Source organism: Sphingobacterium sp. UBA7625 (genome assembly GCF_002484085.1).
GTDB lineage: Bacteria > Bacteroidota > Bacteroidia > Sphingobacteriales > Sphingobacteriaceae > Sphingobacterium > Sphingobacterium athyrii.
Genome location: NZ_DLJD01000026.1, coordinates 113,604 through 131,514, shown reverse-complemented (window position 1 = coordinate 131,514; position 17,911 = coordinate 113,604). Strand labels below are relative to the sequence as shown.

Genomic DNA, 17,911 nt, shown 5'->3' with positions numbered 1-17,911 from the left:
TAAAAAATAACTATCCGGCAGAAGGAATTGCAATATATCCCACCTCTTTTGGATAACATAACGCATATTTGGATACATTTTTAGACAATGCTTCTAAATTTCCAAGATCCGATGCTTCGGTAATATCAATGAGTTCACCCGATTTCAATAATATCTTGATTTGATCGTTTGAGGGATTATATGCACGATTGTGGATTTCTTCCGTAAATACATAATAATGGATATCCTCCCTTCTTACTCCCAAGAACTCTTGCACCTTGCTTTTTACCAGTTCAAGGTATGCTGTAGAAAAGGGCTTATTGCTCATTATTGAACGATATAGGTCCCTTTTCATAATTCGCTGGCACATTTTACTCAAAATCTCATCCTCATGCCGTTCCCATGTTTTTATTGCGGACATAATATCCGTATCATCTAAACGGGTAAACCAGTCTAAATGCAACGGGTCATCCAAAAAATTTGTGCGATCAACCTGCTGACTCAAAAACCAATGAAATGCTGGCGTGGAAAAAAGTTCCTTACCAGATGCGGTCAAGTCTTTCGCTCTTTGTAAAATTTTAATCAATAATTGCTCTGCTCCGATAACGGTTTTGTGTAAATAGACCTGCCAGTACATTAACCTCCGCGCAATAAGGAATTTTTCCACGGAGTAGAGCCCCTTATATTCCACGACAATCTCATCATTCACAACATTCAACATCTTTATAATCCGGTCGAATGAAATAACCCCTTCGGAAACTCCCGTGAAGAAGCTGTCTCGATTTAAATAGTCCATCCGATCCACATCCAATTGACTTGAAACAAGCTGATGAAGGAATTTTCGCTCGTATTGATTATTAAAAATAGCAATAGCCAAGCTCAATCGCCCGCCTAGATCTTGATTTATACGATCCATCAGCAAAGAGGAAAGCAACTCGTGCGAAACACCCACAATCAAACTATGTTCTAAAGAGTGAGAAAAAGGGCCATGACCGATATCATGCAATAAAATAGCCGCTAAGACCGCCTCTTCCTCAAGCGCAGAAATTTCGATCCCCTTACTCCGAAGGGTTTCCAATGCCATCGACATGAGATGCATAGCACCTATTGCATGTTGAAACCGTGTATGCAATGCTCCGGGATACACCAAATGAGTCATACTCACCTGTTTAATATAACGAAGTCGCTGGAAATAGGGGTGCTGTACAAGGTCAAATACCAATCCCGTCGGAATGGCAACAAACCCATACACAGGATCATTGATGATTTTATTTTTGTTCAATGTGGCGATAAATTAATGCTACTTTTCAACATATTAAATTGAAAACCTAGTTTTATAAAACACAAACTTATGGTTATCACTAATATAAACTTAAAACAAAGATAGTTAGTTCATCGTTAAGAAATGTTAAAAATAAATCTAAAGCACGATATTTGCTTATGTTAGTATGATATTGAAATCCATTCAATAAACGAGGTATTTTCTTTTGTTACAATTCAAATTTGAGTAACACTACCAACCTCTCTTACAAGTAGACATATATAACAAGATGCAAAAAACACATATTCTCTGGGCTGATGACGAAATTGACTTTCTAAAACCTCATATTTTATTTTTAGAAAGTAAGGGGTATAAAGTTGATACCGTCAACAATGGAAACGATGCGGTTGAAGCCTTTAAAAATGGTTTTTTTCATTTAATCTTTCTGGATGAAAACATGCCGGGGCTGACCGGACTCGAAACCCTTGCGATCATCAAATCCATTAATCCGACCGTTCCGATCGTGCTCGTCACCAAGAATGAAGAAGAGCATGTCATGGAGGATGCCATTGGCTCCAAAATAGATGATTATCTCATCAAGCCTGTAAATCCTAAGCAGATTTTGATGACAATAAAAAAACTTACTGAAAATAAACGTATTGTCAACGAGAAAACCTCCATGGCCTACCAGCAGGATTTCCGCAATCTAGGCATGATATTAAATGACAACTTAGATTTCATGCAATGGTCGGAAGTGTATAAAAAACTTGTTTACTGGGAATTATCACTCGAAAAGCTTGAGGACAACAATATGCATGAAATATTGACGATGCAGAAGTCGGAGGCAAATATGCAGTTTTCAAAATTTGTCGAAAACAACTACATCAATTGGATCAACCGTCCGGAGGATGGTCCTATTTTATCCCATCAATTGTTTAAAAAGAAAGTATTTCCAGTCCTTGAGGATAATATCTCGACCTTCTTCGTCCTGATAGACAATTTGCGTTTTGACCAATGGAAAATCATCAACGAGGTGATTACAGATTATTTTAGACTGGAAGAAGAGATCAATTATTTCAGCATCCTACCAACAGCTACTCAATATGCAAGAAACGCAATTTTCAGCGGCTTAACACCATTGGAAATGGAAAAACGCTTTCCTAAGTTATGGCAAAATGATGAGGATGAGGGGGGCAAAAATTTATATGAGGACCGGTTCCTGGATGATCAGATCAAAAGGTTATACCGTAAACCGATAAAGCATTCTTACACTAAAGTTTTAACGCTTGAACAGGGCAAGGATGTTTTGGACAACTTGGGCAACATGATGCACAATCAGCTCAATGTCCTGGTATACAACTTTGTCGACATGTTATCCCACGCGCGAACAGATAGTTCGATGATCCGTGAACTGGCGAATGATGAAGCAGCATACCGTTCGCTAACACTGTCCTGGTTTGAACATTCACCTCTTTTAGAAGCTTTAAAATGGCTTTCACAGAAAAAAGTACGTATTATTATCACCACCGACCATGGAACGATCAGGGTCAAAAAACCAAGTAAAATCGTCGGAGATAGAAACACGAATACCAACCTTAGGTATAAACAAGGTAAAAATCTAAACTACATTGAAAAAGATGTATTTACGATCAAGAATCCGCATGATGCGCAGTTGCCCAAACTCCATGTTAGCTCAACTTATGTATTTGCCAAAGAGGATTCCTACTTTGTTTATCCGAACAATTATAACCAATTTGTCAATTACTTCAACGGCACATTCCAACATGGAGGAATATCATTGGAAGAAATGATCATCCCCTTTGCGACATACTTGCCGAAATAGTAATTTTGCAACATGGAAATTATCGTAAACACAACGGCAGATCTTTCTGTTGCAGCCCAAACTCTTTTGAACAGGTTTCCAAAGGATCGAATTTTTCTGTTATATGGCCCAATGGGGGCGGGAAAAACAACCTTTATAAAATATTTGTGTGAACAGTTGGGCGTAAAGGATAGTACCTCAAGTCCGACCTTCTCCATTGTCAATGAGTATGACTCTGACAATGGTCCAATCTATCATTTTGATTTTTATCGGATTAAAGATGAACAGGAGGCATTTGACTTTGGCTATGAGGAATATTTCTATTCGGGAGCGTATTGCTTCATTGAATGGCCTGAAAAAATCCCCAATCTATTGCCTGAAGAAGCAAAGGAAATACAGATCAGCATCGTAGATCCCGATACCCGTAAAATATCCATCCGTTAATCTAGCATTTATCACCCTCCATTATGGCTCATTCATCGTCTTGTCAATATATTCCATCTGATACCCACGTACCCGGATTAGCAGCTATCCATGCCGAACAATTAAGTTTTTCCTTTCATGAAAACAATGTGCAGTTCGCTGTCGAAAATGCTTCTTTTGCTATTGAAGGAGGAAAGATAACCGCTATTATCGGTGAATCCGGAAGCGGAAAAAGTACGCTCCTAAGATTAATCTATGGTTTATTGGAACCAACCAACGGTGCCGTGCGGTACAAAGGCTGGCAAGTTCCCACACGCAAAGACAAACTAATACCCGGACATGATGCCATGAAACTCGTATCACAAGGATTTGACGATTTGAACACATACGCGAATGTATGGGATAATGTCGCTTCGCAGCTACCTAATACAGATATCAAACGTAAACAGGATAAAACCGCCGAGATTTTACAACGCTTGCGCATAGATCATTTGGCAAAAAAAAGGGTCGCTGACATTAGTGGCGGGGAAAAACAGCGCGTTGCCATCTGCCGCGCATTGATCAATGAACCTGAAGTACTGTTGATGGATGAACCCTTTAACCAAGTCGATGCATCCTTTCGGGACACCTTACAACAGGACATAAAAGATATTGTCAGCGATACAGGACTGACGATAATTTTAGTTTCGCATGATCCCACCGAAGTGCTCGCGCTTGCGGACAATCTTATTGTCATGAAATCAGGTAAAATATTGGATCAAAATAATCCACATGTACTATATAGTGAGCCATCACACCCTTATACGGCACAGCTGCTTGCAAAAAGTAACATATTAAATCCTGAACAGGCGCAAAATTTGGGTATTGAAAGTAAAAAGTCCATCGGAATTCATCAGGAATGGATTTCTATTTCCACCACAGAAGAATCGTCTTTCTTTGTCAAAGACAGCAAATTCAGAGGTTTTTATTATGAAATTTTGGTTTCCAATAATGCCGTTGATCTGCATTGCATCACCACCTCGCAGTTAATACCCAAGAAAAATCAAGCTGTTGATCTAACAATTTCCAATTGGATCGCTTTCGATTAATTTAAGGTCGACAGCCAGGAAAGAAATGCATCAAACCATTTTTTTTCCGAAGTTTTATTGATTAACCCGAAGCCGTGGCCACCTTCATCAAAGACATAGAGCGTATTTGGAATATTTACCTTATCCAACGCAGCCATCATCCGATAACTATTTTCGATAGGAACAGCTGTGTCATCTTTGGCGTGAACAAAGAAAGCGGGACATACTTCGGGAGAAACCTGTAGATTCGAAGAAAATAACCGAACAAGTTCTTCGGATGGGTTTTCTCCAATGAGATTAATTCTTGAACCTTTATGCGTCACATCGTTTTCCATTGAAATCACTGGATATATCAGTCCCGCAAAATCAGGGCGCAGTGACACATGTGACGGATTGGCGATATATGCTTTCTTAAACTTGGTCATGAGGGTTGATGCAAGATGTCCTCCCGCTGAAAAACCAATAACACCAACTTTTTTTAATTGCGGGTTGGAGCTACGAATCAACTGCATCGCCCGTTGCGCATCTTGAAGCGGCCCGATACTCTTATCCCGCATGATATTTGGCGAAGGCAATCTATATTGCAATACGTATGCCGAATAACCATTCTTTACAAGCTCCTTAGCGACTGCGTGTCCTTCATGATCCATAGCAATATGCGAGTACCCTCCTCCCGGGATCACAAGCACGGCAATATTTTTAGCTGTATTTTTATCTGGCGTATAGATAAATAATTTAGGTATATTTTTTTCCAAAAGAACCTGAGCTTTATCAGCTGCATTTGGAATAGAATCTTGATAAAGATTAATCGCTTCCTGAGCCTTTGCAAGCGAAATCAAAGAACATAAGATCATAAGAATTTTTTTCATAACGACGAAACTACTAATAAATCTAAATCTTTTGCGGTCATATTAAATCGGGAAGCCATATCGGCATTTGTCAGGTTACCTTGGTATAAATAGATTGAACTTCTTATTCCCGGACTTTTCCAAATTGCATTTCTCAATCCGCCCAATTCGGCAAAGTCCAACAAGATGGATGTAAAAATATTGCTCATCGCATAGGTTGCCGTACGCGCCACCCGCGACGCGATATTGGGAACACAATAGTGAATGACATCAAATTTTCGAAAAACCGGTTTATCGTGTGAAGTTACTTCCGATGTCTCAAAATTCCCCCCCTGATCAATGCTGACATCAATAACAACCGAATTAGGTTTCATCTTCGAGACGGTTTCTTCGGAAATCACACAAGCAGAGCGGCCATTCTGTGCTCTTAATGCACCAATGACAACGTCCGAACTTATTACGGCCTTATTTAGGATAATGGGCTGAATAACGGAAGTAAACACCCTGCTCCCAAGGTTGTTTTGCAAACGACGAAGTTTGTAAATCGAATTATCAAAGACCTTTACCTGAGCCCCTAGTGCCAAAGCAGTCCGTGCCGCTTGCTCTCCTACAGTCCCGGCCCCAATAATAACGACTTCCGTAGATGCGACTCCGGTAACACCGCCTAGCATGAGCCCCTTCCCGCCAAATGCGTTACTTAGATATTCCCCGGCTATTAAGGTCGCGGTTGCACCAACAATCTCACTCATTGCCCGCACGACAGCCAAACAACCACCCTCATCCCTAAGGTATTCATAAGAGATTGCTGTGATCTTTTTATGCATAAGCGCCTTTAATACGTCCACATTCATTAGCGAAGGTTGCTGCGAAGATAACAGCACTTGCCTTTCCTTCATCAATTTGACTTCTGACACGGTAGGGCTGCCAACTTTAATAATCAAATCGGCCTGATAGATTTCTTCTCTCGAAGACACTATCCGGGCTCCCTGTTCACTATAATGGTGATCTAAAAAATTAGCTCCGGCACCAGCTCCGGTCTCAATTAATACCTCGTGACCATTCTCGACCAATAATGCCACAGCCAAGGGTGTCAGGCATATACGCTTTTCCTGAAGTGAGGTCTCTTTTGGAATCCCAATAAAAAGACTTTTTGCATTCTTCTTCTTCTCAAAAAGCATCTCTTTCGGAGACATCATGGCCTGACTCGCAAGCTTCCCTAACTCATTCATTTTGTTAAATTGACTTTAGTTAAAATTACGATAAATAATCAATCTAATCAAACGAAGATAAAATTGCTGCGACAACTGCGTCATTTTCCAAGTAATATCGTAATTCCTAGCGTACTGATCTCCCCTCATGAACCATTATATATTGTAAAAGATTAATACATATAAAGACCATTGAAATGGTACAAAATTATCTACATTTGTCTAAATTAATCAGACTTAATACCATGCTAAGTAAAATCAGTATCGTACCCAGATGGATCATTTTTTTATTGGACATTTTCAGTGTTTCTATTGCCTATCTCCTTGCAAATGTTATTTATTACGATTTTAACTTCGACTTTCTCCTTGATATAGATTTCAGCATACGATATATTTTGTTTATAAGCGTTTGCTCCCTGTCATTCTACTTATTCAAAATGTATACGGGAATAATTCGTTACACAAGTGCCATTGACTCCATACGAATATTATCGACCATAGTATTTAGCGTATTCATACTTTTGGTCCTCAAATTGATTATCCAGGCAAACGAAATCGAGCGAAATATTCCGACGGCATTAATTATCTTCTTTGCGCTCTTTTCATTTTTAATATTAACGGTCTATCGAACCATTATCAAAATTTTCTTTTTATATACTAAAAAGGTCAATGGCAGTAGAAAGAAAACTTTAATCTATGGTGCTGGTGATCTAGGTATTGCGGTAAAAAGAACGTTGGACCATGACGTTCGATCGAAAAATGCCATTATTGGTTTTTTGGATGATAACGACCAAAAAATCAATAAAGTGATTGATGGAACGAAAATTTACTCCTCCAAGAAGTTTAATCATCTTATCAATACCCTCAATGTGGAGGAGGTCATTATTGCATCGCACAATATTCCTTCAGAACGCAAGAATGAAATTACAGATATTGCCCTGGAACGAAATGTAAGCATCTTAACACTTCCACCTGTTAAAAAAATCATGAATGGAGATCTTAATCCCAATCAGATTCAGAAAATAAAAATTGAAGATCTATTGGAAAGAGATCCGATCAAAATCAATGACGATCATATTCTAAGCCAGACAAAAGGTAAAAGAATACTTGTTACTGGTGCTGCAGGCTCAATCGGAAGCGAGATTGCTTCTCAATTGGGGAAATATGAACCTCAAATGATTATTCTATGTGACCAGGCTGAATCACCATTACATAATTTACAACTGGATCTGCAGGACGAATTTCCGGATCAGGTGTATCATACCTATATCGCTGATATCAGAAGTACAAAAAGAATGCGTTTGCTCTTTGAAACATTTAAACCACATTATGTCTACCATGCCGCCGCATATAAACATGTTCCCATGATGGAAAATCATCCCTTGGAAGCGGTACAGACCAATGTCCTGGGAACTAAAAATCTAGCTGACCTAGCCGTTGAATTCCAGGTCGAAAAATTTGTTTTCGTTTCAACGGACAAAGCGGTCAACCCTACAAATATTATGGGCGCGACCAAGCGAATTGCCGAGATATATGTTCAATCGCTCAACAATCATCTGGAAAGCATTCAGGATGGGAGCACTAAATTTATTACAACACGATTCGGAAATGTCCTTGGTTCCAATGGTTCTGTCATTCCGAGGTTTAGAGATCAAATCCAGAAAGGGGGCCCTGTTACAGTAACCCATCCTGAAATTACACGTTATTTTATGACTATTCCTGAGGCATGTCGACTTGTTCTTGAAGCCGGTGCAATGGGACAAGGCGGAGAGATATTTGTCTTTGACATGGGTAAATCTGTAAAAATAGTAGAGCTGGCCAAGAAGATGATCCGTCTTTCCGGATTTAAACCGAATGAAGATATCGAAATCAAATTCACCGGTTTAAGGCCAGGAGAAAAACTATACGAAGAGTTACTAAATGACCTTGAGAATACCCTTCCGACACATCATGAGAAAATTATGATCGCCAAAGTCCGCGAAAATAATTATAACATTGTCAGTCTAAAATTAGCTGAATTAAAAGAGAGGTTAGCTACTCAAAATAAAAATGAGGTTGTCTACCAGATGAAGCTTATCGTTCCAGAATTTAAAAGTAAAAATTCAATCTATGAACAGCTGGACAAAGAAATCGAATTATCAAATGAGTCCGAAAACAAAAGTTAATTCACTTTAAAATTTCCAAAATACTTGCAAATTTGCTCGAAAAGTGTATTTTTGCAATCCATATTTTACTGATTAGTAATGTCTAAAAATACAAATAATACAAATCAAGGTTTAAAACCTTCAAAAGGATCTTTTTTTCAAGATAACCAAAAAAGCGTTGCGTTTATTTTCGGTGGTATCATTGTATTGATTTTGCTGTACTTTGGATACGAGAAACTTTACTTGCAGCCAAGAGCTGAAGAAGCATCGAATCGCATGTATAAAGCTGAGCAACTTGTTACAATTGACTCTTTACAGAATAAAGCAATTGCAGGTGACGGAGCATTCCTTGGTTTTAAACAAATTGCCGATGAATATTCAAATACAAAATCTGCAAATATTGCAAATGCATACTTAGGAGGTCTTTACCTACGTCAAGGTAAATTTGATGATGCAGTAAAAGCATTGGAGAAATATTCACCTACAGGAAGTCAAATTTTAGACCCACTGGTTATCGGTTTAACAGGAGATGCCTATTCAGAGCTCAAAGACTATAAAAAAGCAGCTGATCACTATAAACAAGCTTCTGAAAAATCGAGCAACTCATACACAACACCTTTATTTCTAAAAAAATTAGGGCTTGTTTATGAAGCACAGAACGATTACAAAAGTGCTGAAACAGCATACAAAAAAATCAAAACTGATTTCCCTGAAAGCCAAGAAGCATCTACTATAGATGGTCTATTGGGCAGAGTACAAGCACATTTATAAGAGAACATAAATACACAAAAAAAGAGGCTATTTCATGGCCTCTTTTTTTGTGACCATCTAAATTCATTATCTTTGTATCCATTATGGCAAGTAGCATTAAAAATCTATCAGACTTTTCGCATATCCAAGTTGCGGATGCAAGTCCATTCAAATTTGCAATTGTGGTTGCACAGTGGAATGCGGAAATCACTGGTGCATTATTGAACGGCGCAATCTCGGGTTTAGAAAAACACGGCGCAAAAGAAAGTAATATTGAGGTCATTGAAGTTCCGGGAAGCTTCGAGTTGACTTCTGGAGCAGATCTGGCATTAAGAAACCAAAGCTTTGATGCTGTCATCTGTCTGGGTTGTGTCATTCAGGGAGAAACCCGACATTTTGATTTTATTTGTCATGCGGTCGCCAATGGCGTTTCAAATGTAGGCCTAAAATATAACAAGCCCGTAATCTTCGGTGTACTGACAACAGACAATCTTCAACAAGCCTTGGATCGTGCTGGTGGCAAACATGGTAATAAAGGAGAAGAAGCTGCTATTACGGCAATACAAATGGCTGCCATTGCTAAAAAATTCTAGTTTGGTATCAATTTTGTCTAGTATTCAGTCATGAAAAAGTATTCTGGGCCAAAACATAAAAAAGCACCAGTACTTTTATTTTAAATAAATCGATTAATAAAGTATGGTAATATCTTATTAATCGATTTTTATTTTTTAGATATGATTATGAAAACATTATCGAACATACTTTTGGTATTTATGCTATCGATATTCTGCCAGGCACATCTGTCAGCTCAGGATGATAGCTTAAACAGACAGATCTGGCGTAGTATTGGTGGCCAAGACAAGTGGGATTCCCTGCAATACTTAGCTTTTTCAGCGAAGGGAAATACCATGTCTGAAGAGCTGTCCAATGAGGAACGCAAATTCCTCTTTAACCGGACAACCGGGGAATGTAGGTTCGACGGGTATAGCGGGTCTGATCAGGTGACCTATTTATTCAATTTTAAGGGCAGTGGTACCGATAAGCTTTTTATAGGTGGTAATGTCGCAACCGATGGTCAGGAAATCAAAAAATCCATTAAAAACCAACTTTTTGTAGATCTCAATCTGCTTTTGCTACCAACACTCATCGAGCAGAAAAGTATCCAGCTTAAAAATCAGAAAGAACAGTTTACTGGCGGGCAAAAACTGACCATTGCAAGCATTACTTCATCAGGTGAAGTGCTGGGCTCAAAGCTAGATGGCTTACTCTATATTGATCAAAATACGGGCGAGATTACACGTTATGATTACACGGATAAAACAGAAAAAATCGTTTATGAGATAAGCCGGTACAAGGAGATCGGTGACGGGATACGTTTACCAAGTCTATTTAGCTGCGTCAGCAATGCTAAGAAAAGCTGCGTATTCTCTTCGATCTCTTCTTTTGTACAGGTCGAGCAAAAAAAATTCAAAGAACTATAGTTATGATCAATTGGATAGAATTAAATACAGAAGAACAATTACAGGAACTTTATCAGTCGGATAAGGTTACCGCTATATTTAAGCACAGTACGACTTGTGGTATCAGCAACATGGCAAAGCGCAGCTTAGAACGTATGTCAAATACATCTGATCGGGATTATTCCATCTACCTGTTAGACTTGTTGCGCTACCGCGCGCTTTCGAATGAAATTGCACAACGGTGGAATATCGAGCATCAATCCCCCCAGATCATTATTATCGAAGGTAGAAACAGTCTTTACGATGCATCACATGGGGATATTCAATTTGATGAAATTGAAAAATACCTTTAATTATTTTAGCTTAAACATTTTACCTTCATCATAGGCACTGAGCGTAAGATTATCCCAAGTGATCAATCCATTGGATTTTTTCTTTAATCCACGTGGATTTTTGGCAACGATTACTTGGGATTCCCCAACCACTTTTATAGTATTCTGCCGCACGATAATTGCCGTCCCCTCGTCAATCCCGATACAGGTCTTGTCGGGAAACTCTGCTAGGGCAGTAAAAAGTCTATTATATCGGCTTCTCTTCACAAAATGCTGATCGATAATGGCAGATTTTATCAATCCCAAACCTTTGGCCGTCTCCAAGTTTTTATGTTCCAGCCTATTGAATGTAGGTCGATAGGTCGAATCTTTTAATTGATTACCCGTAATCATTGTCTCACTCATGATAGCTGCTCCAGCGCTTGTACCCGCGATACATGCACCTTGCTGATAAGCCGCGTGAATCGCATCGAACAATGCCGTATGCTCGACTATCGACATAAAGCGGTTTTGATCCCCGCCTGTAATATAGATCAATTTAGCGCGACGGACCGAGTCAACGAGGCGCTTATTTTCAGCATCTGATTTTGAAAAATTGATACTGGTGACCTTATTTTTCGTGACCTCCTTCAGTTGCTTTACCATATCCTCAACGGACTCTTCGGGCAAAGTTGAAGCCATCGGCAAGATCATAATATAGTCCTTTGACGAGAGCTGGGCCACCTGTACCAAAGCCCCCATCAGATGTTCATCCTTATGTCCGCCACCGATAATAAACAGCGTCCCTTTAGGTGAAATCTTCGACTTTTGGCTGGCGAAAGAGCACAGCACCACGACCACTATAATACACAACAACTTTTTCATGACAGCTTTCCCTTTATAATACCTTTGATTTATTTATAAATTTCTACTTTTATCTTACCATCCTTGGTTACCGTCCCTCTATACATCCCTTCGGTATTAAACGGCATGGCGACATGACCTTCTTTATCCATAACAATCATTCCACCGTCTCCGCCCATCTTGCCAATCCGATCAATAACAGCTTGACCAGCTTGCCATACATTGTCTCCTTTATATTCCATTAAGGCTGAAACAGAATATGCCGCTACATGACGAATAAAAAATTCGCCCCACCCGGTACAGGAAACCGCGCAAGTTGCGTTATTAGCATATGTCCCTGCGCCAATAATTGGTGAATCGCCAACACGACCAAATTTTTTGTTCGTCATCCCACCGGTCGAAGTACCGGCAGCTAAATTCCCCTGATTATCCAATGCGACACAACCCACTGTTCCAAATTTATAGTCCTTATTAAGGATCCCCAAACGGGAACTCTGTTTCTGATCATGATCCAGCTGCGTTTTAGTACTGTCTTCTTTTTTAATTTTTTGCAATGCATCCCAACGCATTTTAGTCCAGAAGTAAGATGGATCCACGAGCTGCAAACCGGCTTCTTTGGCAAACTCTTCCGCTCCTCTGCCCACCATCATGACATGTTCCGATTTTTCCATCACGGCACGCGCTGCAGAAATTGGATTTCTGATGGTTGTAACGCCGGCTACTGCACCAGCAGCTAATGTCTTTCCGTCCATAATCGACGCGTCCAGTTCATTTTTTCCTGCATTCGTAAATACGGCTCCCTTTCCCGCGTTAAACAATGGAGAATCTTCCATTACATGAATCGCCTGTTCAACGGCATCCACGCTTGAATTACCTTGCTTCAATTGGTTATAACCAGCTTGTAAAGCCTGCTCTAAAACTGCTTTATAAGCCTTCTCCGTGGAGTCAGTCATATTTTTTTTCAAAATTGTCCCCGCTCCGCCATGGATTGCCAGAACAAATTGCTCTTTCGCCATTTCTTGTGTTTCCTTTCCATCATTATGATTACAGGAAAGCGTCACCGCAGCAGTACCCATAATCACCGCTATCATTGCATGTATCTTCATTTTATTCTTTTATATAACCTGGATTTTGAACCATATTTTTATTAACAAATATTTCATCCGCAGGAATTGGAAAATTGTATTGCGCTTTTGTAGGCTCCAGTATTAATGCTCCTGCCGTATTTACAGCATCTTGAGCTCCTCGACGAACGGGCATTTTCCTTCTTTTTAAATCAAAAAAACGATGTCCCTCAAATGCTAATTCCTTGTAACGCTCTGCTAAAACGGCGTCAATTAGTTCGTCTTTAGAGGATATGACCTGATTTTGATAATCTTGAATACGTGCCCTCCTTAAGGCGTTCAAATCAGTATTTGCTTCATTGAGCTTATTGATTTCCGCATTGGCTTCTGCCCGGATCAGGTACATCTCGCCTGTTCTAAATAATTTTACATCTACGAGACCAGCTGTAGCATCAGTTTCTTTGCGGCCCAAATATTTTCCAATCAGGTACTGTTGTTTCCCCGCACCTCGATTGGGGTCATCGAGAATATAGCTTCTAAAACGTATGTCTCTATTCTTGTCAAATAAAGCAGTTAACTTATTTGAAGGTGTGTAAAGTGCTATTTCACCATCCTGCCTGAAGAACATCGCCCCGATCGGTCCTTCAGCTGGAGAATCATCGTCTTTTGGAAGATCCCCAGCAGTCCTATGCAACGAAAAAACAACCTCATTGAAACTCTCGTCTGACCATATTTTCGGAAAGGAAGTCCTATCAGCCAAGGGTTTTGCTGCGATGACTTTTGATGAAGCCGTAATTGCCAAGGTCCAATCTTTTGCATATAAAGCGGCTCGCGCCTGCAATGCATATAAACCTGTTTTAGAAAAGCGATAAATCGCTTCCTCATCTCCAATTAATGCCAAAGCATCATTGATATCCTTTTGGGCCAAATTAAATACTTCGGCAACGGTGTTCCGTCTTGGATGCCCTATTTCAGACTTCATCATATAGGGAATGCCCAATGCTGCAGGTTCATAACCGGCGGCATAGGCTCTCAACAATTCAACGTGTGCAAAAGCACGTATGGCCAACAATTCCCCCTGGTAATGTTTCTTCTTATCAGCATCCACTTTCTCTAATTTTTCGAGTCCGGCCAAAGCGCGATTCGCACGATCTATGACGACATAGTACTCACCAAAAGCGCTCGTCACCGATGAACTTGAGGCTGTATATTGCCAACGATAAGCACTCACATTGCCAACTGTATTTTCCAAGGGGTAAATCGCTTCATCCGAAACAACCACACTATTTCCGATGAGCGTATAGGTCATCCCTGCATAGGCTCCCTTGATGGCCATATCGATGTCTTCCAAGTTACGATAAGCCTTTTCAGGATCAATGGTATCTGAAGGTCTCAGATCTAATTTATTACAGGAATATAAAGTTGCCAAGCCCACAGTAAAGAGGCCAATTGTCAACATATTTTTAAATGATTTCATCACCGTAGTCTTTTTAAAAGTTAACACTGAATCCCGCGGTATATGTCCTCGGTGCAGGATAGTTAAAACGGCTGATCCCCTCACTATTTTCGGGGTCAAGCCCTCGCCAGGACGTCCAGGTCAATAGATTTTGCCCCTGAAAGAAAATCCGGGCTCCTTTAATCACCTTTTGATCTCCAAACAACGTTTTCGGAAACTGATAAACCAAATTCACATTCCGCAATCTGAGAAAGGAGGCGTCCTGAATATCTTTGGACGTATATTCGCGCGGTATATCAATCCGCTGTAAAATGGCGTTATCCCCCGGTTGTTTCCAGCGGTCCGTAAGCATGCGTATACTTTGGTTACTCGTCATATAGCTTGAATTCTCATTATAAAAATCCTCGTTATTCCAGCGGCGAACATCACTAACGAATGCAAACAAGGCGTCTAACGAGAGGTTTTTCCAGCGAACAGTTGTATTAAATCCGCCGACCCATTTCGGAAACATGCTTCCGGATTTCGTAACAGCCTGTGAAGTTTCGTCGTATTCGGTCGTTACACTGCCGTCACGGTTATAATACTGTGCATCACCCGTTTGGGGATTAACACCTGCCCACTCAGGCGCGTAGTAGGTCCCATAGGGAAGTCCAACGCGCATGATACGTGTATCTCCATCTAAAACCTCTGTCAATGCATCAGAAAGGTACAATATCGTATTCTTATTATACGATGCATTGACCCCTAAAGTCAGCCCCCAATCCGTCGTCTTAACGACGTCACCGGACACGCTCATTTCCACTCCCCTATTACGCATCTTGCCTGTGCTCAATGGTAGCTTACGATCTAAGAATCCCGATGTCAGGGAAATCGGCTGATCAAAAAACATATTCTTGGTTATTTTATTATAATAATCCATGGCAACACGAAGCCGCTTTGATGGGAAAAGCTCCAAATCAAATCCAGCATTGAATTCATCCACATATTCCCAGTCATAATTCGGATTTCCGGGATCATAAGGACGAATGGCTGTTTCACCACCATAGGTAATGTCCTTTCTAAAAGTTGCTAAGTAATTGAAATCACCATTGATTGTACTGGCCGTGGTACCATAACTGGCCCGTAGAGATAGGCCTTGTATGAATTCATTGGATTTCAAGAATTCCTCTTCCTTGATATTCCAATTTGCGCCGAAGGAGTAGAAACCATGCCAACGATTCGCCTCAGCCACACGGGAAGAGCCATCATAACGATAACTTGCCGTCAACGAATAACGATTGTCATAAGTATACCTTCCCAAGGCCATATACGAAGCCAACGCGTATTTAGTACGCCCACCCAAAATTGCTGGTAAATAGGTCGGACTTACTGTTACACCATTCGGATTCTCGGGCAGACGGCTATCAATACCGTAACCTTTGTATCCAAAGGCGCGGTTACGTCGATATAAATATTCAAAATAAGCTGAGAGCTCCAAATTATGCTTTTCGTCAAAAGTATTTTGATAGGTTAATCCGGTGGTACTGATCACATTGGTAGACCGGAGGTTGTCTTCTGCGAATAATCCCTTTCCACCAAGTGTCGGATCCCGATCCCGTGATCCGTAATAAGAATCAGGGTTGATATAATCTTGGCCGGTAGTCGTGTTATAATCTATCCCCAATCGCGTGTAGACTTTTAAGGTCGGTAGTAATTGATAATTTAGATTGAGGCCAACATTGGTATTAAATAACTCAGAAGAACTACTTGAGTTGAGTAGACGTTCCAATCCGGCACTCCCTTCGCGCTGATCCAAAATAAAGTAATCGTCTTCATTACCAAAATGAATAAGCGTTCCGTCCGGTGCATACGGATATTCATAAGGTAGTGCATAATAAACCGATGCCATAGACGATCCGACACGTGAAGCTCCTACACCTTCGGTAAATTTCGAATTTGTATACCCAAGGGTCACATTTACACCTCCTGAAAGCTTCCCTTTATCAAAATCTACATTATTTTTCAAGGTATACCGATCAAGACCAGATCGAATGGCGACCCCCTCCTGTTTATAGTATCCCGCACTGCTATAAAACCGTACATGCTCCCCGCCTCCACTGACATTTACCTGCTGATCCATAAACTTTCCATTGCGAAAGAAGTAATCACGCCAGTCAACATTAATTCCTCTCAAACTATCCAATAGTTGAGCTGCTCGAGCTTTATAAGCTGAAGTTCCCCCTGCTACGTCAGGATTTTTAGGTGAATAAGTCCATCCCGGACCTATACCTTCATTGTTATCTGGATCGACAAAAGCCCCCAATTCTTCTTCAAATTGCAAACGTTGCTGTGTATTCATCATCTGGAATTTTGGCCTTGTCAGTTTGGAAAGACCATATTGAGAGTTAAAATTCACCGTCAACTGACCTGATTTACCTTTTTTTGTCGTGATAACAATAACACCGTTTGAACCTCTGGATCCGTATAAAGATTTTCCTGTTGCATCGCGCAATACATTGACAGATTCAAAATCATTCGCACTAAAATTCTTCAGTTCAGATGTGGCAATAGGAATTCCATCGATCACATACAGAGGATCCGAAATACCATTGATGGAACCAATCCCCCGGATAACAACAGAAGCAGTAGCACCGGGTTGTCCTGAACTAGCCATCACACTCATCCCAGGAACACGCCCTTGCAGCATTTGATCTACCGAAGCCATAGGTACTTGTTCCAGATCTTTTGCTTTTACTGTGGTGGAAACATTGGCGGACTGTTTTTTGGAATAATTCGTATATCCTGTCACTGTCACATCCTCCAACACCGTGCTCTTATTTGCCAATACAATCGTTAGCGGCCCCGAACCACTGACAGTATTGCTCTGTCGGTCATAGCCCACAGAGGAGAACTCCAATTGATCCCCCTGTTTTGCAGCAATACTGAAACTACCGTCCGGAGTTGACTGTGCAGTTGTTCCAGCTGTCAAATTTCTGACAGTGACTCCTCCTATGCCTTGCCCCTTCTCATCAAGAACTTTTCCTCGAATAGTTTGTTGTAAGCGCGCGAACGAATAGCCATAACTGGCAGCTGAAGCGGAGTGTCCAGACTTGGCGAGAGCTGGTGATAGATTTAGGGTGAGCGCTAGAGTCATCAGCGCTTGTGCGTGCATGCTACCTCTCATAATATTTGCATTTTGGTCAGTGTTAAAGTCTATCCATGCGGATAACTTTAGCTAACCTAAAATGCAAATAATTATCGAAGAAATGAAATAT

Annotated in this window: 15 protein-coding genes; 8 read left to right on the top strand and 7 right to left on the bottom strand. The window is 40.5% G+C overall.

Going from position 1 to position 17,911, the window contains the following annotated elements; genetic code table 11:
* Nucleotides 1–10: 10 nt before the first annotated feature.
* Nucleotides 11–1,261 carry an HD domain-containing protein gene (locus B4G94_RS11015; RefSeq protein WP_108636310.1) on the bottom strand — a complete coding sequence of 417 codons (1,251 nt, stop codon included), beginning with the start codon at nt 1,259–1,261 and terminating at the stop codon, nt 11–13.
* A gap of 268 nt (nt 1,262–1,529) precedes the next feature.
* On the opposite strand from B4G94_RS11015, the gene B4G94_RS11010 reads away from it, so the two are divergent.
* Genes B4G94_RS11010 through B4G94_RS11000 form a run of 3 tightly spaced genes read left to right on the top strand, consistent with a single transcriptional unit; the run spans nt 1,530 to nt 4,573 of the window.
* The gene (locus B4G94_RS11010) at nt 1,530–3,083 is read left to right on the top strand and encodes a bifunctional response regulator/alkaline phosphatase family protein (protein ID WP_108636311.1); all 1,554 of its coding nucleotides are present in this window, start codon (nt 1,530–1,532) and stop codon (nt 3,081–3,083) included.
* A 12-nt stretch (nt 3,084–3,095) separates the two neighbouring features.
* Nucleotides 3,096–3,506 carry a tRNA (adenosine(37)-N6)-threonylcarbamoyltransferase complex ATPase subunit type 1 TsaE gene (gene tsaE / locus B4G94_RS11005; protein WP_286858882.1) on the top strand — a complete coding sequence of 137 codons (411 nt, stop codon included), beginning with the start codon at nt 3,096–3,098 and terminating at the stop codon, nt 3,504–3,506.
* A gap of 23 nt (nt 3,507–3,529) precedes the next feature.
* The gene (locus B4G94_RS11000) at nt 3,530–4,573 is read left to right on the top strand and encodes an ABC transporter ATP-binding protein (protein ID WP_286858880.1); all 1,044 of its coding nucleotides are present in this window, start codon (nt 3,530–3,532) and stop codon (nt 4,571–4,573) included.
* Here B4G94_RS11000 and B4G94_RS10995 read toward each other — a convergent pair.
* Nucleotides 4,570–5,421, bottom strand: a complete 852-nt coding sequence (locus tag B4G94_RS10995) for an alpha/beta hydrolase (RefSeq protein ID WP_165305427.1) — start codon at nt 5,419–5,421, stop codon at nt 4,570–4,572. The two genes, B4G94_RS11000 and B4G94_RS10995, sit on opposite strands and share 4 nt — an antisense overlap.
* Nucleotides 5,418–6,629 carry an alanine dehydrogenase gene (locus tag B4G94_RS10990; RefSeq protein ID WP_108636315.1) on the bottom strand — a complete coding sequence of 404 codons (1,212 nt, stop codon included), beginning with the start codon at nt 6,627–6,629 and terminating at the stop codon, nt 5,418–5,420. Before B4G94_RS10990 ends, B4G94_RS10995 begins: the two co-directional genes overlap by 4 nt.
* Nucleotides 6,630–7,045: 416 nt before the next feature.
* Between B4G94_RS10990 and B4G94_RS10985 the strand changes: the two genes are divergently transcribed.
* From B4G94_RS10985 to ytxJ, 5 genes are all read left to right on the top strand, one after another.
* A complete protein-coding gene (locus B4G94_RS10985) occupies nt 7,046–8,773 on the top strand; it encodes a nucleoside-diphosphate sugar epimerase/dehydratase (RefSeq protein ID WP_349681864.1) in 1,728 nt (575 codons plus the stop codon).
* Between the two features lie 78 nt (nt 8,774–8,851).
* Nucleotides 8,852–9,523 (top strand): tetratricopeptide repeat protein, encoded by a 672-nt coding sequence (locus B4G94_RS10980; protein ID WP_108636316.1) that lies wholly within the window; start codon nt 8,852–8,854, stop codon nt 9,521–9,523.
* 83 nt (nt 9,524–9,606) lie between these two features.
* Nucleotides 9,607–10,095, top strand: a complete 489-nt coding sequence (ribH, locus tag B4G94_RS10975) for a 6,7-dimethyl-8-ribityllumazine synthase (RefSeq protein ID WP_108636317.1) — start codon at nt 9,607–9,609, stop codon at nt 10,093–10,095.
* Between the two features lie 147 nt (nt 10,096–10,242).
* Nucleotides 10,243–10,983, top strand: a complete 741-nt coding sequence (locus tag B4G94_RS10970; RefSeq protein WP_286858875.1) for a hypothetical protein — start codon at nt 10,243–10,245, stop codon at nt 10,981–10,983.
* Nucleotides 10,984–10,985: 2 nt separating this feature from the next.
* Complete coding sequence (gene ytxJ / locus B4G94_RS10965; RefSeq protein ID WP_286858873.1) at nt 10,986–11,315, top strand: bacillithiol system redox-active protein YtxJ; 330 nt, start codon at nt 10,986–10,988, stop codon at nt 11,313–11,315.
* Here ytxJ and B4G94_RS10960 read toward each other — a convergent pair whose 3' ends face one another.
* Genes B4G94_RS10960 through B4G94_RS10945 form a run of 4 tightly spaced genes read right to left on the bottom strand, consistent with a single transcriptional unit; the run spans nt 11,316 to nt 17,820 of the window.
* A complete protein-coding gene (locus B4G94_RS10960; RefSeq protein ID WP_286858872.1) occupies nt 11,316–12,158 on the bottom strand; it encodes a cyanophycinase in 843 nt (280 codons plus the stop codon).
* 29 nt (nt 12,159–12,187) lie between these two features.
* A complete protein-coding gene (locus B4G94_RS10955) occupies nt 12,188–13,243 on the bottom strand; it encodes an isoaspartyl peptidase/L-asparaginase family protein (RefSeq protein WP_286858871.1) in 1,056 nt (351 codons plus the stop codon).
* 1 nt (nt 13,244) lies between these two features.
* On the bottom strand, nt 13,245–14,678 hold the full coding sequence (locus B4G94_RS10950) for a RagB/SusD family nutrient uptake outer membrane protein (RefSeq protein WP_286858870.1): 1,434 nt from the start codon (nt 14,676–14,678) through the stop codon (nt 13,245–13,247).
* Between the two features lie 13 nt (nt 14,679–14,691).
* Nucleotides 14,692–17,820 carry a SusC/RagA family TonB-linked outer membrane protein gene (locus B4G94_RS10945; protein WP_286858868.1) on the bottom strand — a complete coding sequence of 1,043 codons (3,129 nt, stop codon included), beginning with the start codon at nt 17,818–17,820 and terminating at the stop codon, nt 14,692–14,694.
* Nucleotides 17,821–17,911: the final 91 nt, after the last annotated feature.

Excerpts from the sequence above, each read along its gene's own strand:
- B4G94_RS11000 (WP_286858880.1), top strand. The coding sequence starts at position 3,530 with ATGGCTCATTCATCGTCTTGTCAATATATTCCATCTGATACCCACGTA.
- ribH (WP_108636317.1), top strand. The coding sequence starts at position 9,607 with ATGGCAAGTAGCATTAAAAATCTATCAGACTTTTCGCATATCCAAGTT.
- B4G94_RS10960 (WP_286858872.1), bottom strand. The coding sequence starts at position 12,158 with ATGAAAAAGTTGTTGTGTATTATAGTGGTCGTGGTGCTGTGCTCTTTC.
- ytxJ (WP_286858873.1), top strand. The coding sequence starts at position 10,986 with ATGATCAATTGGATAGAATTAAATACAGAAGAACAATTACAGGAACTT.
- B4G94_RS10955 (WP_286858871.1), bottom strand. The coding sequence starts at position 13,243 with ATGAAGATACATGCAATGATAGCGGTGATTATGGGTACTGCTGCGGTG.
- B4G94_RS10980 (WP_108636316.1), top strand. The coding sequence starts at position 8,852 with ATGTCTAAAAATACAAATAATACAAATCAAGGTTTAAAACCTTCAAAA.
- B4G94_RS10970 (WP_286858875.1), top strand. The coding sequence starts at position 10,243 with ATGAAAACATTATCGAACATACTTTTGGTATTTATGCTATCGATATTC.
- B4G94_RS10945 (WP_286858868.1), bottom strand. The coding sequence starts at position 17,820 with ATGAGAGGTAGCATGCACGCACAAGCGCTGATGACTCTAGCGCTCACC.
- B4G94_RS10990 (WP_108636315.1), bottom strand. The coding sequence starts at position 6,629 with ATGAATGAGTTAGGGAAGCTTGCGAGTCAGGCCATGATGTCTCCGAAA.
- B4G94_RS10985 (WP_349681864.1), top strand. The coding sequence starts at position 7,046 with ATGTATACGGGAATAATTCGTTACACAAGTGCCATTGACTCCATACGA.
- tsaE (WP_286858882.1), top strand. The coding sequence starts at position 3,096 with ATGGAAATTATCGTAAACACAACGGCAGATCTTTCTGTTGCAGCCCAA.
- B4G94_RS11010 (WP_108636311.1), top strand. The coding sequence starts at position 1,530 with ATGCAAAAAACACATATTCTCTGGGCTGATGACGAAATTGACTTTCTA.
- B4G94_RS10950 (WP_286858870.1), bottom strand. The coding sequence starts at position 14,678 with ATGAAATCATTTAAAAATATGTTGACAATTGGCCTCTTTACTGTGGGC.
- B4G94_RS10995 (WP_165305427.1), bottom strand. The coding sequence starts at position 5,421 with ATGAAAAAAATTCTTATGATCTTATGTTCTTTGATTTCGCTTGCAAAG.